Below are 15,993 nucleotides of genomic sequence, written 5' to 3' on the forward strand. Positions count from 1 at the left end.
GACTTTTGTTTCGCCTCTCAGAAGCGACTTTATTAATATAACATCCTCACAAAAATAAGTCAACATATTTTTTTGCGTTTTTTCTTATTTTAAGGTATTCCCTGTGAGAGATATAAATATACACCCAATTCAACTAAAAGTCAACAAATTATATTGAAATAATTTTCGTTTTCTTACCATTCCACTATTTTATAATCTGCCATCAAATTTAAACAATAAAAAAACAAATGAGACTCCATTTGTTTTTTTATCCTACTATAAATAAATCTATAATTACAAGTGCCGCTAAGCCTGGGAGACCGAGTAGACCAGATACTGCAGAAGTCACTAGATTTATTGGTACATGCAGATCAAATGATTGTCCAAATGCATTTAAGAAAAATAGAAACAATGCGCCGATTAGGATTTTAACGAATACTTGTCCCACTAGCCGAATTGGCTTAAGAGGTGCTCCTATTAAAAGAACAAGTACAATTAATCCTCCAAGTATTGCTATAACAAACTTTGGTTCCAATCAGACTTCACTCCTTCTCACAACTTGTACTATTATTCTATGTGAGTGGGGAGTTTTAAGAACCTCTTGTCCTATTTTTATTTAATGTTTCTATTCATAATAAAAAATCCCATCAGAGAAAGTCTTACTTCCTTGATAGGATTTATTTTTATAGAAATACTTTTCGCCTTTTTGCTTCTCTTAGTAAAAAGAAGTATTTGGTTTCTGCGACTTTAAGTTCACTTAAAACATCATCAGAAGGTTCAACACTTTTTTCGATAAGATTTTTCTGTCTCATCCATTCCTTCTTTGCCATTTCTAACTGACTAAAGAGCTCTTGATTATATTCTTTTCGAAGCTTTCCCTTCTTTTTAAAAAGCATAAAAGACCTCCTATAATTCCCGGCGACCTTCAAGTGCCTTTGATAGTGTTACTTCATCAGCATATTCTAAATCTCCACCAACTGGTAAGCCATGAGCAATTCTTGTAATTTTAATACCCGTTGGTTTTAGTAAACGAGAAATATACATAGCTGTAGCTTCCCCTTCAATGTTCGGATTAGTCGCTAAAATAATTTCTTGTACCGTGTCATCCTGAAGTCTTTTTAGTAATTCAGGAATTTTAATATCTTCTGGACCAATACCATCCATTGGGGAGATTGCCCCATGTAAGACATGATAAAGACCGTTGTATTCTTTCATTTTTTCCATTGCGATTACATCTTTCGGATCCTGTAGGACACAGATCACTGTTTTGTCGCGACGTTCATCTTCACAAATGTAACAAGGGTCTCTATCTGTTATATGCCCGCAATTTGAGCAATATGTGAGATTTCGCTTTGCATTGACAAGCGCTTTAGCAAAATCAAGCACGACATCCTCTTTCATACTTAGTACAAAAAAAGCCAGACGCACGGCCGTTTTTGGGCCGATACCTGGCAATTTCATAAAGCTATCTATTAGCTTAGATATTGGTTCAGGATAATGCATATCTATCTAAGTCCTTTCAACCGATTAGAATGGAAGGTTCATTCCTTTAGTAAATTGACCCATTGTTTCATTTGTTAGGTCTTCGATCTTTTTAAGGGCATCATTTGTTGCTGCTAAAACAAGGTCCTGTAGCATTTCGATATCATCAGGGTCTACCACTTCTTCTTTAATGATAACGTCAATAATTTCTTTTTGGCCATTTGCTTTTACAGTGACCATACCACCACCAGCAGTACCTTCTACCACCTTTTCAGCAAGTTCTTCCTGTGCCTTTGCCATATCCTTTTGCATTTTTTGCATTTGTTTCATCATTTTTTGCATATTACCCATTCCGCCGCCACGCATCATGTTACATTCCTCCTATATGTTTATTATTCCTTTATTTCAATGAGCTCTGCACCAACAATCTTCATCGCTTCTGCAATAAGAGGGTCCTCGGTTTCCTCAGGCCCTTGATCATCATCGGTTTTTTGCCCACGGATAAACTCTTCTCTAATTTTACCCCATTCATCATCGGGTACACCAATCATTTCAAACCTATTTCCGGTTAATGTGGTAAGTATGTTTTCGAGATTTTCTTTTACTTCTGTGTTTTCAGATGCCATTTTACAATGGATTTCATATTTAAACTTTAACACAAACGCATTTGAAGAAGCTGCAACTGGTTCACTTTCAATTAAAAGGGCTGCATGAGACACTTTGTTTTGACTTCGAAGTTGATCAAGCATATCGCCCCATTTTCCTTTTAATAAATCAAGATTCTGTCTAGTTGCACTCTTTAAAACCTCATTTATTCTTCCCACTGGGGTTCTGTAACCATTTCTAGATGTTTTTTGTGGACGTTTTTCAGCAGGCTTTGCATCTTGTGGTTGGGCTGTTACACCCTTTTCCTTAATTGATGCAAGTTCAGATTCTAACATATTTATTTTATTCATTAAGCCTTCAATTTGTGGCAATGACTCAAATGAATGTTGTTTATCCATTTGAGTAAGCTTTACGAGTGCTACCTCTAGAAAAATTCGCGGATGGTTCGTCCACTTCATCTCCTGCTGGGCTTGGTTTAAAATATCCATGGTTTCGTAAATTTCATGATTAGGGATATTTTTTGCAAGGTCCGAAAAATCTTCATCAACTAATACCCGCTCCATCACTTCTTCTAATTGGGGTGCTGTTTGATATAAAAGCATGTCCCTATAATAGAAGATTAAATCTTCGATAAATCTCATTGGGTCTTTCCCAAGGTCCATCATTTCATCGAGTGTCTTCAAAGCTGTTCGGACATCTCGGTCGTGTGTCGCCCTAACCACATTCGTTAGCAGTGATTGCGAAACAGCTCCAGTTATCGTGAGAACATCTTCAAGTTTTACCACTTCGTCGCTGAAGGAAATCGCTTGGTCCAATAAACTTAACGCATCCCGCATTCCACCTTCAGCAGCTCTTGCGATTACATAAAGAGCTTGATCATCCACTGTCACGTTCTGTTCAGATATGATCGTTTTCATTCTCCCTACGATTGCTTGAGTTGTAATCCGACGAAAATCAAAGCGTTGACATCTGGAGATGATCGTAAGTGGAATTTTATGTGGTTCGGTTGTTGCTAAGATGAAAATGACATGTCTTGGTGGTTCCTCCAATGTTTTTAACAAGGCGTTAAACGCACCGATTGAAAGCATATGTACTTCATCAATGATATATACCTTGTAGCGTACTGCACTGGGAGCATACTTCACTTTATCGCGAATATCTCTAATTTCATCGACACCATTGTTTGATGCAGCATCAATTTCAATCACATCAGAAATTGAGCCGTCGGTAATTCCCCGACATGCGGCACACTCATTACAAGGCTCAGCTACTGGAGAACGCTCACAGTTAACGGCTTTTGCAAAAATTTTCGCAGCACTCGTTTTTCCTGTTCCCCTTGGTCCTGAGAAAAGGTAAGCATGAGAAAATTTTTCTTGAAGAAGGGCATTCTTTAATGTTTGGGTTATATGTTCTTGTCCGACCACGTCATGAAAGGTTTGTGGCCGAAAGACACGGTATAATGCTTGATATGCCATTGATATTGCCCCTCCTTCTCTTCGTCCACTTCCTATTATACAGGAAGTGAATATTCTGTACAAAGTGATTATATCATTCACTGAAAAAATCTAGAAAAAACAAGAACAGTTCAAGAAGCTCAACTTTAGGTGCCAAGCATAAGACGAGCGCAACCTTCCGAAGCAATTGACTTAGCCCAGAGCGCCGATGGAGCCTTGAACTAGACAATAAAAAAACCCACCCGAATGAGTGAGTTGTTTTATGTAGTATAACTGCCGTGCACCTTCCGTCGAATAGTTACCCCAGGCGTTACTCAAGCAGTTAGCTCGGTCCAGGCAACCCTACGGCACATGGGAGAGTCCGCTTACTGCTGCTTCCTTCCGGACCTGACAGGATTCACGGGTTCCCATTGCGTAGGACCCAGACGTCAACACCACTTACTTGAGGCAGACCCTACAATAACTACCCTCTGTGAAGGGATTCGGCCTCGCTAGAGCGGATTGCGAGTACAGGGCACCGCTACCTCCCCGCTTAGCACGGCAAAATTGATACCAAATTGTTAGGTGTCTTTGTGACACATTCTTAGTATAAAGGCTCAGTCAAAAAAAATCAACGTATTCCAACTGTAAGTTTTTTCAAGTAGAACCAGTAGTGCGATTCTTTTCATCTTTTTTTCTCTTTCGAAGCTGTCTAAAAAATGAACTTAGGAGTTCGCTGCATTCTTCCTCACAAATACCTGAAACGACCTCAGTTTGATGATTAAATCGTTGTTCCTGTAAAAGGTTCATTAAGGTTCCCGCACATCCTCCCTTAGGGTCACTCGCCCCGTAAACGACCCGTTTTACCCGCGATAGCACGATAGCCCCCGAGCACATTGCACAGGGCTCAAGAGTGACATACAAGGTAGAATCCTCTAATCTCCAAGTGCCTGAACGTCGACAGGCTTCATCAAGTGCCAATAGTTCTGCATGGGCAATTGAACGTTGCTGTGTTTCACGAAGGTTATGGGCTTTTGCAATAACTTCATCATTTATAACAAGAACAGCACCAATAGGCACTTCATCTATATCAGCTGCTTTTTTTGCTTCTTCAATCGCCAATTTCATATAATATTCGTCAGATTTCATCAAAGTAAATACTCCCTCACTAGATAAATCAAATGCGCCTTGGCGTATTTGCGCCCAGATTTTTTAGGCCCACACGAGGTCGGTCACAAAGACGTTGCCACAGGAAGTGGCGTACTTAGTCTTTGATCTTAGGCTCGAAAAGTTACCCTTGAAAATCTGTGGCATCCACCGTAGGCTTTAACTTTATTTAGTCGGAGTATGACCCCGACTAAATAAAGTTAAACATTTTATCCAAGCATCATCTTTCTTATTCTCTCATAGAGTAATAAAGGTGTGTTACCTAGATTGTAGAATGAGGAGGTCAAACATGCAAATTCATGTTGTAGAGCGAGGTCAGTCCTTATTTGGAATCGCTCAAGCGTACAGCACTACAGTAGATGAAATTGTTCGTGCAAACCAAATTCCAGACCCCGGTAATCTTGCGATTGGCCAGGCACTCGTTATTCCTATTGTTGGACAATTTTACTGGGTCCAACCAGGCGATAGCCTCTGGTCAATTGCAAATAAATTTGGACTTAATTATCAGCAATTAGCACAAATCAACCAATTACCACCGAATCGTCCATTAAATGTAGGTCTTAGACTCTATATTCCTGCACGCCCAAAACGAAATGTAGAAACCAATGCTTATGTGGAACCATCAGGAACTTCAGTAAGTCCCGCTCTTGAAAGAAGTTCACGACAAGCAGCTCCATACTTAACATACTTAGCCCCATTTAACTTTCAAATCCAACGAGATGGCACTCTAAAAGAACCACCATTGAACAATTTGCCAAGCATTGCAAGTGCAAATAACGTAACCCTTATGATGGTCGTAGCGAATTTAGAAGAAGGACAATTTAGCAATGAACTAGGTCGTATTGTGCTTAACGACCAAAATGTCCAAAATAAGCTGTTAGATACAATCGTAGAAACAGCAAAAAAATATGGGTTCCGTGATATTCATTTTGATATGGAGTTTTTACGACCAGAAGACCGCGAAGCCTATAACAACTTCTTGCGTAAAGCAAAACAGCGCTTTAGCCAAGAAGGCTGGCTACTATCCACTGCACTAGCTCCTAAAACAAGTGCAGAACAAAAGGGCGCTTGGTACGAAGCACACGATTATAAAGCACACGGTGAAATCGTGGACTTTGTTGTCATCATGACGTATGAATGGGGATATAGTGGCGGTCCACCAATGGCAGTATCACCAATTGGTCCTGTTCGAGAGGTTCTTGAATATGCCATCACTGAGATGCCAGCGTCAAAAATAATGATGGGGCAAAACCTCTATGGCTATGATTGGACATTGCCTTTTGTGCAAGGGGGCGAATATGCAAAGGCAGTAAGCCCACAGCGAGCAATTGAACTCGCAAAGCAACATAATGTACCAATCCAATACGATACGAAGGCACAAGCTCCTCACTTTGATTATACGGACTCGGCTGGAAAGCAACATAAGGTTTGGTTTGAGGATGCTAGAAGCATTCAGGCAAAGTTTGATTTGATTAAAGAATTGAATCTACGAGGAATCAGCTATTGGAAGCTGGGGCTACCGTTCCCTCAAAATTGGCTGTTGATCACAGATAATTTCAATGTCGTAAAACGATGACATCATTTAAAGGAACTCGATTTTTCGAGTTCCTTTTTCTATTTAGTGCACAATAAGAAAACTATAATATTTCCCAGTCTGTTTTTTCGACAATTAATAACAAACATCTATCTTCCTGTGATAAAATAATGCTTATCTGTCATTTGATTGATATAAAAAGGGGGACACGAGATGGGTAGTAGGATTCCCTTTATTACAGTAGAGGGTCCGATCGGAGTTGGGAAGACCTCTCTCGCTAAGGCTATTTCAGAGCAATTCGAATTTGCCTTATTGAAAGAGATAGTCGATGAAAATCCATTCTTGGGTAAATTTTATACGAATATTGATGAATGGAGTTTTCAAACAGAAATGTTTTTCCTTTGTAACCGATACAAACAACTTGAAGACATAAATCAAAATTACCTTCAAAAAAATCAACCGGTTGTTGCGGATTATCATATATTCAAAAACCTAATCTTCGCTGAGCGGACATTGAAAACTCAGCAATTTCAAAAATACTTACAGATTTATGAAATTCTAACCGCTGATATGCCAGTACCGAATGTCGTCATCTATTTACACGCTAGCCTCGATACTTTATTAGAACGGATTAAGATGCGTGGTCGAGACATCGAAAAAGGTATTGACCCAGCTTATCTTAGTCAATTAAGCCTTGATTATGAGCAATCAATGGCAAAGTTCGAAAAGACACACCCAAATATTCCTGTTATACGATTTAACGGAGACAAGCTAGACTTTGTACAGAATAAACAGGATCTTGAACAAATCCTATCAAAAATAGAAGACACCATTCTTGAAAAAGGAGTAAGACAGAATGAATTTGCGTAATAAATATGATATCCCTAGTAATGCAGTGATCACCATTGCAGGTACAGTTGGTGTTGGAAAGTCTACGATGACAAATGCACTTGCAAATGCACTTGGATTTAGGACCTCCTTTGAGAAAGTGGATACGAATCCATATTTAGATCGATTTTATGCAGACTTTGAGAGATGGAGCTTCCACCTTCAAATCTATTTCCTTGCAGAACGTTTTAAAGAGCAAAAGAAAATCTTTGAATATGGCGGAGGATTTGTCCAAGATCGTTCTATCTATGAGGACACAGGCATATTTGCGAGAATGCATTATGAAAAGGGAACCATGGCGCCTGTCGATTATGAGACATATACTAACCTTTTTGATGCGATGGTAATGACACCATATTTCCCACATCCGAATTTATTAATTTATCTTGAAGGCAGCCTTGATGATATCATTAATCGAATCCAAGAACGAGGCAGACCAATGGAGCAACAAACTCCTATTTCATATTGGGAAGAAATGCACGGTCGTTATGAGAAATGGATCAATAATTTTACTGCTTGCCCTGTTCTTCGATTAAATATCAATGAATACGATATTTTACAAGACGAAGGTTCAGTTGAACTAATTATCGAGAAAATTTCAAAGTTTATCAGACAAACCGAACTTTTAAAAAGCTAGAGCAACAAATACCCCTTTTGAGATAATCACTCAAAAGGGGTTCTTTATTGATAAAATATATGTAAATAGCAAAAAACTCGTTACCGTAATAGTAACGAGTTCATCTCCAATACTTTATGCGCTAGTATTATTTAAAATTTATGGCGGAGGAAGAGGGATTCGAACCCCCGCGGGCTTTAACACCCCTGTCGGTTTTCAAGACCGATCCCTTCAGCCGGACTTGGGTATTCCTCCGTATCGACAAGAAATAATATATCATAGTTTTAAATTAAATGTCAACAATATCTTTATTTTTTTTAATAAGGCCAGGAAAGTGGTAAAATCCTGGCCAATATTTTAATCGATTACTTAGGACCAATTACTTCTTTATTTCTCATATAAGGACGTAATACTTCCGGAATGATGACTGTACCGTCCTCTTGTTGATAATTCTCTAGGATTGCCGCAACTGTTCGACCAATTGCAAGTCCAGAACCATTCAATGTATGAACGTGCTCAGGTTTTGAATCTCGATCACGGCGGAAACGAATATTGGCTCGTCTTGCCTGGAATGCCTCAAAATTACTACAAGAAGAAATTTCACGGTATGTTCCGTAGCTTGGAATCCACACTTCAATGTCATATTTTTTCGCTGCAGTAAATCCTAAATCTGCACTACACATGCTTAGGACACGGTATGGAAGACCTAGTAACTGAAGTACCTTTTCAGCATTTGCTGTTAAGCTTTCTAATTCTTGATAAGAATCTTCTGGCTTTACAAACTTCACTAGTTCTACCTTATTAAACTGATGCTGACGGATCAACCCTCTTGTATCTCTTCCCGCTGAACCAGCTTCAGAGCGGAAACAAGCACTAAATGCCGCATATTTAATTGGTAGCTCTTCTCCGCCTATAATCTCATCACGGTGTAGGTTTGTAACTGGAACCTCGGCAGTCGGAATTAAGAAGTAATCCTCATTTTCAATGAGGAATGCATCTTCTTCAAACTTTGGAAGCTGTCCTGTACCTGTCATGCTTGCACGATTGACTAGGTATGGAGGAATAACCTCCTCATATCCATGTTCCTCTACATGTAGGTCTAACATAAAATTAAATAATGCTCTTTCAAGTGTTGCCCCAAGCCCCTTATAAAATACAAAACGGCTACCTGTTACTTTTCCTGCACGTTCAAAGTCTAAAATTTCAAGTTGATCAGCAATTTCCCAGTGTGGCTTTGGTTCAAATCCAAACTTAGGGAGCTCTCCCCATTTACGGATTTCAACGTTATCATCCTCAGATTCACCAATTGGCACACTTTCATGTGGTAAATTCGGAATGGATAACATTAGATGCTCTAATTGTCCTTCCACATCTCGTAATTCCGTATCTAGTTCTTTGACCTTATCACCAACCTCACGCATTTCTAAAATGAGAGCATCTGCATCTTTTTTCTCTCGTTTCAAAACAGCGATTTGACCTGACACTTCATTTCTACGGCTTTTTAACTCCTCAGTCTTCAAAATGAGCTCGCGGCGCTTTTTATCTAACTCCTCAAAACGCCCCAGGTCTGTTAAATCCTCACCACGATACTTGAGTCTCTCCTTCACTTCATCAAAATGGCTTCGTAAAAATTTAATATCTAACATCTCTTAAACCTCCTAAAATCTATGAGTTATAGTAACAATGTGTAACCATTCGTGACTGTCGAGAAGCAAGTATTTCAAGGTAGCACAGGTTCGAGGACCGGAGCGTGGCTAACCTACTTGAGGACCAGAGAACCAAGCCAACGAAGAAATACGCCGCTTATCGGCAGTTACGGCAAACAAAAAACTCCCGCCCCTAAAAAAGGGACGAGAGTTAACCCGCGTTACCACCCTAGTTGAGGATACAAGTATCCCCCTCTTGAAAAAGATAACGGATTTACCGAAAATACCTACTTGAATGATGCATTCAGTATTTCACTCAAGGATGGATTCACAAGCTTTTTTCATCGGTTCACACCAACCACCGACTCTCTTAGGAAAAAAGACGAGCTACTAGTTCCTATCATAGATTTCACATTTTATATTATTTATATAAAGTTTTACCATGTTTTAATTGTTTATACAAGTTTTTTTGCTTTTGATTCTTCGACCATTTTTACAAAATACGCTGTAAAGCGGTGATCATCTGTTAATTCTGGATGGAAGGAGCAGCCTAAATATTGTCCTTCACGGGCTGCAACTATTCTACCATTATGCTTTGCAAGAATTTCGACATTTTCTCCTGCTTCTACAATATGTGGTGCGCGAATAAATACTCCGACAAAGTCTTCAGCGATTCTAGGAATCATAAGCTCCGCCTCAAAGCTCTCACGCTGACGGCCAAATGAGTTTCTCTCAACTTTAATATCCATAAGTCCAAGATGTGACTCCTTATAGTCAACAAGCTGCTTCGCAAGTAGAATGAGCCCTGCACATGTTCCAAACATCGGCTTACCTTGCTCAGCAAATGAGCGAAGTGGCTCCATAAACTCATATTTATCAATTAATCGGCGCATTGTAGTACTTTCCCCGCCAGGGATAATTAATCCGTCAATTTCTTCAAGTTGTTCAACTTTTTTTACAACGACTGCTTCCGCTCCAGAGGCTTCTACAGAACGAACATGTTCTCTGACAGCCCCTTGAAGTCCTAATACTCCGATTTTAACCACGTCTGAACACCCTCTTACTTACCAGCCTCTTTCTTGCATACGTTGTTCTGGTAATAATGATGAAATTTCAATACCTTTCATAGCATTTCCTAATCCTTTAGAAAGGTGTGCAATTAATTCATAATCTTGATAATGTGTAGTAGCTTCTACAATCGCACGAGCAAATTTTGCAGGATTATCTGATTTAAAAATACCAGATCCAACAAATACTCCATCTGCTCCAAGTTGCATCATAAGTGCTGCGTCAGCTGGAGTTGCTACACCACCTGCTGCAAAGTTAACAACTGGAAGGCGACCTTCTTGTTTGATTTGAAGCAATAATTCAAATGGTGCTCCAAGATTTTTTGCTTCTGTCATAAGCTCATCTTCACTCATGCCAACAACTTTACGAATTTGAGCATTCACTTTTCTCATATGACGAACAGCTTCTACAATATTTCCTGTTCCAGGCTCACCTTTTGTACGAAGCATAGATGCACCTTCTGCAATTCGGCGAGTTGCTTCGCCTAAGTCACGGCAGCCACAAACAAATGGAACTGTGAAATCACGTTTATTTAAGTGGAATTCTTCATCAGCTGGAGTTAATACTTCACTCTCATCAATGTAGTCAACGCCAAGAGCTTCTAATACTCTAGCTTCTACAATATGACCTATACGAGCTTTGGCCATAACTGGAATAGTAACAGCACCCATTACTTGCTCGACGATTGTAGGGTCCGCCATTCTAGCAACTCCACCAGCCGCTCGAATATCAGCAGGTACACGCTCTAAAGCCATTACTGCTACAGCGCCTGCTTCTTCTGCAATCTTAGCTTGTTCTGCATTGACAACGTCCATAATTACGCCGCCCTTTTGCATTTCAGCCATACCACGTTTTACTCTATCTGTTCCTGTATTTGCCATTACGATTCCTCCAATGATTCGTTATCTAATTTTATAGGCATAATCATATCATATTTTTAACTATAGTGAATGCCCAATAGAAAATAAACTAAGAATATTCTAACTCATAATTTTCTAATTTCCTAGTAATTATACCAAAATAGTATAATATGGAAACAAAAACAGCCTCCTTCTACAGAGAAGGAGACCTTTATATTAGAACCAGCCCTTAACAGTGTTTGCCACACTTGACCAAATATCACCAAAGAATCCACCAATTCCTCTCATCATGAGCACGAACCAGTTTGTCTTTTCAACACCTGTATCTGTCACAAGTGGTACCTGTAATTTATCATCACCATTTGCGGTAATATAGCCTAAGTCATCACCATCATAGGATACACTCATATGGCCCACTTTTGTTCCTTCTTTAAAAGGAGCTGTTATTTCTTTATCCTTTGAAACAACCTTGTCATCAAATACAATTTCTGCTTTAAATGCAGACTTATCTACACCCTTTTTAACTAATAATTTTACTGGTGCTTTAGTTGAAATTTCTACTTTCTTTTCTTTTCCCTTGACTACCTTTAATTCTTTATTACCCTTTACTTGATATCCTTCAGGGTAAACTTCAATTTGTTCAAAATTATTAAAACCATAATCTAATAGTTTACGAGTCTCTTTGAAACGCTCTGGTTCGCTTGTTGCCCCCATCACGACTGAAATTAATCTTTTTCCGTTACGTTCAGCAGTTCCTGTAAAGCAATAACCAGCTGCTGGTGTTGTACCTGTTTTTAACCCATCCATTCCCTCATAATAGAAATCTGCAAGATATGGAGATACCTTTGGATCGTGTTTCAACATCCAGTTCCAGTTATCCAGTTTCTCATCATAAAATTCCAATTGAGGGATACTTGAAATCTCCAATACTTCTGGATAATCACGTAATAGTGAGTAGGCTAATAAAGCCACAGACTCTGCTGATAACATATTATCCCCATCTGGACTCGTTCCTTCAGGATAATTATCACCTAGCATTGAATTTGATAATCCTGTACTATTTACAAACTCATAGTTTGGAAGGCCTAGTTCTTCAGCCTTTTTATTCATAAGTTTCACGAATTCGCCTTCAGTACCGGCTAATAGTTCTGCTAATGTAATGGTTGTTGCATTATCAGAATAAATCGCCATTGCTTTATAAAGTTCCTCAACCGTATAATCATGATTTAATCGTAAGCCAACACCTGAAAAGTTATTATTTGCAGATATATCATATGCATATTGGCTAATTTGAGTAGTTTGATCCCAAGATATTCTACCTTCAGAGATAGCTTCCATTATCAGGTACTCAGTCATCATTTTTACCATACTTGCAATTGGGGCCGCTTGATCGGCATTTTTTTCATATAGTATTTTACCTGTATCTGCATCAATTAATATCGCATTTTTTACATTTATATCAAGAGCAGGTGCTGCTTTTGCAGGAGGTATTTGTCCTACAAAAAGCGTTAGCAAAAAGACTGCTAAAATACTTATAATCAATCTTTTTTGTGTTTGTTTTTTCACGTTTTAAACCTCCACTTTCATAATACGCACAAAAGACATTTTAACATACCAGCTTCAAAAAAAATAGATAGAGTACATGACTCTATCTACCACAATATAAAAATCCTACCAATGGATTATGTTCTGTCTAAATTTACCTTAGAGAGTAGAGTAGTTCGGTGCTTCCTTTGTGATCTGTACATCATGTGGATGACTTTCACGTAATCCAGCACCTGTCATTTTAATGAATTGTGCATTCTCTCTTAACTCTTCTAAATTCTTTGTGCCGCAGTAACCCATACCAGAACGAATACCACCAATTAATTGATATATTGTGTCTGTAAGTGGGCCTTTGTATGGAAGACGACCTTCAATACCTTCAGGAACAAACTTTTTCGCATCCTCCTGGAAATAACGGTCCTTACTTCCTTTTTCCATTGCCGCAACAGAGCCCATGCCACGATATACTTTAAAGCGACGGCCTTGGAAGATCTCAGTTTCCCCTGGGCTTTCAGATACACCTGCAAGTAAGCTTCCTAGCATTACGACATGTCCACCAGCAGCTAATGCTTTAACGATGTCACCAGAATATTTAATACCGCCATCAGCAATAATCGAAACTCCATGTTTTCTTGCTTCTGTTGCACAATCGTAAACAGCTGTTATTTGAGGAACACCAACACCTGCTACAACACGAGTTGTACAAATAGAACCAGGTCCTATTCCTACTTTCACAACGCTAGCGCCTGCTTCTATAAGTGCACGTGTTGCTTCTGCTGTTGCTACGTTACCAGCAATAATATTTAGTTTTGGATATGCGTCTCTAATTGTTTTAACTGTTTCAAGTACTCCTGCTGAATGGCCGTGTGCTGTATCAACAACAATTGCATCAACTCCAGCTTTAACTAGCTTTTCAACCCGAAGCATTGTATCTGTTGTTACCCCAACAGCGGCTCCTACTAATAGACGCCCCTGCGCATCCTTTGCTGAATTCGGGAACTCAATTACTTTTTCAATATCCTTTATTGTAATAAGTCCTTTTAATACTCCACCTTCATCAACGAGTGGAAGCTTTTCAATTTTATATTTCTGTAGAAGTTTTTCTGCCTGTTCTAAAGTTGTACCAACAGGAGCAGTCACGAGATTTTCCTTTGTCATTACATCTGAAATTTGAATAGAATAGTCTTGAATAAAACGAAGGTCACGATTGGTAATAATTCCAACCAAGATTTGCTCTTGTGGGTTGTTTACAATTGGAACACCTGAAATACGATATTTTCCCATTAAATGTTCAGCATCAAATACTTGATGACTAGGAGTTAAGAAAAATGGATCTGTGATTACGCCACTTTCTGAACGCTTAACTTTATCAACCTGCTCAGCCTGTTGCTCAACAGACATATTCTTATGAATGATCCCTAGTCCGCCTTGACGGGCCATTGCAATAGCCATTTCATGCTCTGTTACTGTGTCCATACCCGCACTAACAATCGGGATATTTAACTTAAGTGTTTCTGTTAACGCAACCCCAAGATTTACATCCTTAGGTAGTACCTCTGACTTAGCAGGTAATAGCAATACATCATCAAATGTTAATCCTTCTTTGGCAAACTTTGTTTCCCACATGTAATAAATCCCCCTTCGATTGCAAAATATTATTAGTAGATTAACAACTGGGTAAACTACTGTCAAGAATCGAACGATATATTTAATAATTCAGAGTTTTTCATTATCTCTTTTCACCCATATTTTGTACTTCTTTGTTTTTATTGGAGGTTAGTAATTTGTTTGATTATCGTTTTATTTGGCAATCATTTAATGCACTTCATGCAGCAAATACAACACAACACTTACTACAAAAATGCTATGAAAAAGCGGCAGTTACAGACGCAGATAAAAAGAGCTATGAAAACAGTTACCCGTTTATCTATTATTTAGAACATGGTCAAAATTACTACCAATTATCCCAAAATGCTCCATTATCCATTAAGCCGGTTCTTCTCTTTTATGGAATGGTACAATTGTTAAAAGCATGTTTACTAACTGTTGATCCCCAGTACCCAGAATCAACTTCGGTACTTGCACATGGAGTTTCAACTAGAAAACGAAAAAAACAGAGCTACGAGTTTTTTCATGATGAAGTAAAGGTGCAAAAAAACGGATTATTTTCTCACTTTTCTGAACGTATGTTTCATGTGAAACAAATGGAAGGTGAAAAGTTTACAATGGAGCAGTTATTTAAAAGGATTCCCGAATTACAAAATTTATTTACTCTGCATTTTCAACAAAGCTTATATATTGAAACACCAATCACAACTCAGAATATATTATCAATCCCAACTGAAGCTTTAGACAGCTATCATATGACCTCACGGAGATTTGTAGATTTTATTGAAAACACACTGCCATTTTCAACAACTCTTATTAAAGAACCAACAGAAGGAAAAGACTGCGGGCCAATAACATTACAAATTAAAAAGGATAATTATCTTCTACCACTGGCAAGTTCACCGCTTCTATATCATCTATATGAAGACAGCTACTATCTGCCAAAAGAAAGGGAGCTTCTATCATTTTTTCCTGAAATCATGACACATTACTTACTCCTCTATAATTTAAGTATGATATCTAGATATGAGACTGAGTGGTGGAGTGAACTGCTTCATTCATACTCTAGTAACGACTATCCATTTATCAGACAGTTCCTTGCGATATCCGCAGATAAAGTTCCCTTTTTGCTTTATTTGTTTTTAAAGGAAAAAATTGATGGGGTGTAGGGGCTTTAATGTCTTTCCATTAAATCATTATCACTTTCCAACCTTCTGGGTTACACGATTAACACTTATGTCCCTATATCAACTGTACTAAAATTAATCTTTAAAGCACAAAAAGACCAACCACACTGGTTGGTCTTAGACCCTCACAAGGAAAATTTCCCAGCTACCACCGGTGCAAGGTCTTACCTTCCGTATTCGGTGGTCAGCTTCTAAAGAGTGTCAGATTTTGTGCATCAGCTGCTTCAACTTCTACAAAGAACATTCTGGTTGTCGCTCCCTTGCATCCTCGAACCTTTCCTCCTCGAAAGGCGACCTATTCTATTTTATATTCCTATTCTTTTACACCACAAAACCTTTCGGTTTTGAAAAAACAAAAAAGACCAACCATAATG

The 15,993-nt window shown here is 38.6% G+C and carries 15 protein-coding genes, 1 tRNA gene, 1 other RNA gene and 1 other annotated feature; of the genes, 4 read left to right on the forward strand and 13 right to left on the reverse strand.

Annotated elements, in window-relative coordinates:
- Positions 1-247 precede the first annotated feature (247 nt).
- The 7 genes from AC6CHV_RS25850 to tadA all read right to left on the reverse strand — a co-directional run bounded on the left by AC6CHV_RS25850 (position 248) and on the right by tadA (position 4,649).
- On the reverse strand, positions 248-514 hold the full coding sequence (locus AC6CHV_RS25850; RefSeq protein ID WP_099364853.1) for a pro-sigmaK processing inhibitor BofA family protein: 267 nt from the start codon (positions 512-514) through the stop codon (positions 248-250).
- A gap of 148 nt (positions 515-662) precedes the next feature.
- Positions 663-875 carry a YaaL family protein gene (locus tag AC6CHV_RS25855; RefSeq protein ID WP_341329563.1) on the reverse strand — a complete coding sequence of 71 codons (213 nt, stop codon included), beginning with the start codon at positions 873-875 and terminating at the stop codon, positions 663-665.
- 10 nt (positions 876-885) lie between these two features.
- Positions 886-1,482: a recombination mediator RecR gene (gene recR, locus AC6CHV_RS25860; protein ID WP_099355777.1), complete on the reverse strand. Its 597-nt coding sequence runs from the start codon at positions 1,480-1,482 to the stop codon at positions 886-888.
- A gap of 24 nt (positions 1,483-1,506) precedes the next feature.
- Positions 1,507-1,827 (reverse strand): YbaB/EbfC family nucleoid-associated protein, encoded by a 321-nt coding sequence (locus AC6CHV_RS25865; protein ID WP_121449690.1) that lies wholly within the window; start codon positions 1,825-1,827, stop codon positions 1,507-1,509.
- A gap of 26 nt (positions 1,828-1,853) precedes the next feature.
- Complete coding sequence (gene dnaX, locus AC6CHV_RS25870; protein WP_498079943.1) at positions 1,854-3,542, reverse strand: DNA polymerase III subunit gamma/tau; 1,689 nt, start codon at positions 3,540-3,542, stop codon at positions 1,854-1,856.
- 255 nt (positions 3,543-3,797) lie between these two features.
- Positions 3,798-4,062: signal recognition particle sRNA large type (ffs, locus tag AC6CHV_RS25875), an RNA gene on the reverse strand.
- 95 nt (positions 4,063-4,157) lie between these two features.
- Complete coding sequence (tadA, locus tag AC6CHV_RS25880) at positions 4,158-4,649, reverse strand: tRNA adenosine(34) deaminase TadA (RefSeq protein WP_341333454.1); 492 nt, start codon at positions 4,647-4,649, stop codon at positions 4,158-4,160.
- Positions 4,650-4,956: 307 nt separating this feature from the next.
- Here tadA and AC6CHV_RS25885 point away from each other — a divergent pair, with 307 nt between their 5' ends.
- From AC6CHV_RS25885 to AC6CHV_RS25895, 3 genes are all read left to right on the forward strand, one after another.
- Positions 4,957-6,243: a LysM peptidoglycan-binding domain-containing protein gene (locus tag AC6CHV_RS25885; protein ID WP_498079944.1), complete on the forward strand. Its 1,287-nt coding sequence runs from the start codon at positions 4,957-4,959 to the stop codon at positions 6,241-6,243.
- Between the two features lie 171 nt (positions 6,244-6,414).
- Positions 6,415-7,071 (forward strand): deoxynucleoside kinase, encoded by a 657-nt coding sequence (locus AC6CHV_RS25890; protein ID WP_341329560.1) that lies wholly within the window; start codon positions 6,415-6,417, stop codon positions 7,069-7,071.
- Positions 7,058-7,726 carry a deoxynucleoside kinase gene (locus AC6CHV_RS25895; RefSeq protein ID WP_341329559.1) on the forward strand — a complete coding sequence of 223 codons (669 nt, stop codon included), beginning with the start codon at positions 7,058-7,060 and terminating at the stop codon, positions 7,724-7,726. The genes AC6CHV_RS25890 and AC6CHV_RS25895 overlap by 14 nt, the downstream gene beginning before the upstream one ends.
- 141 nt (positions 7,727-7,867) lie before the next feature.
- Here the strand turns inward: AC6CHV_RS25895 and AC6CHV_RS25900 are convergent.
- The 6 genes from AC6CHV_RS25900 to guaB form a co-directional block, all read right to left on the reverse strand.
- Positions 7,868-7,960, reverse strand: a tRNA-Ser gene (locus tag AC6CHV_RS25900).
- A 110-nt stretch (positions 7,961-8,070) separates the two neighbouring features.
- Complete coding sequence (serS, locus tag AC6CHV_RS25905) at positions 8,071-9,351, reverse strand: serine--tRNA ligase (protein ID WP_498079945.1); 1,281 nt, start codon at positions 9,349-9,351, stop codon at positions 8,071-8,073.
- A gap of 197 nt (positions 9,352-9,548) precedes the next feature.
- Positions 9,549-9,764: a binding site (T-box leader), on the reverse strand.
- Between the two features lie 42 nt (positions 9,765-9,806).
- Positions 9,807-10,397 (reverse strand): pyridoxal 5'-phosphate synthase glutaminase subunit PdxT, encoded by a 591-nt coding sequence (pdxT, locus tag AC6CHV_RS25910; RefSeq protein ID WP_498079946.1) that lies wholly within the window; start codon positions 10,395-10,397, stop codon positions 9,807-9,809.
- 18 nt (positions 10,398-10,415) lie between these two features.
- Positions 10,416-11,300, reverse strand: coding sequence for a pyridoxal 5'-phosphate synthase lyase subunit PdxS (gene pdxS / locus AC6CHV_RS25915; RefSeq protein WP_099355770.1), 885 nt, complete (start codon positions 11,298-11,300; stop codon positions 10,416-10,418).
- A gap of 195 nt (positions 11,301-11,495) precedes the next feature.
- Positions 11,496-12,845 (reverse strand): serine hydrolase, encoded by a 1,350-nt coding sequence (locus AC6CHV_RS25920; protein ID WP_498079947.1) that lies wholly within the window; start codon positions 12,843-12,845, stop codon positions 11,496-11,498.
- A 138-nt stretch (positions 12,846-12,983) separates the two neighbouring features.
- Positions 12,984-14,450: an IMP dehydrogenase gene (guaB, locus tag AC6CHV_RS25925; RefSeq protein WP_498079948.1), complete on the reverse strand. Its 1,467-nt coding sequence runs from the start codon at positions 14,448-14,450 to the stop codon at positions 12,984-12,986.
- A 158-nt stretch (positions 14,451-14,608) separates the two neighbouring features.
- Between guaB and AC6CHV_RS25930 the strand changes: the two genes are divergently transcribed.
- The gene (locus tag AC6CHV_RS25930; protein WP_341329554.1) at positions 14,609-15,601 is read left to right on the forward strand and encodes a YaaC family protein; all 993 of its coding nucleotides are present in this window, start codon (positions 14,609-14,611) and stop codon (positions 15,599-15,601) included.
- The last annotated feature ends 392 nt before the right edge of the window (positions 15,602-15,993 follow it).

The organism is Ferdinandcohnia sp. GQ5, assembly GCF_059759275.1.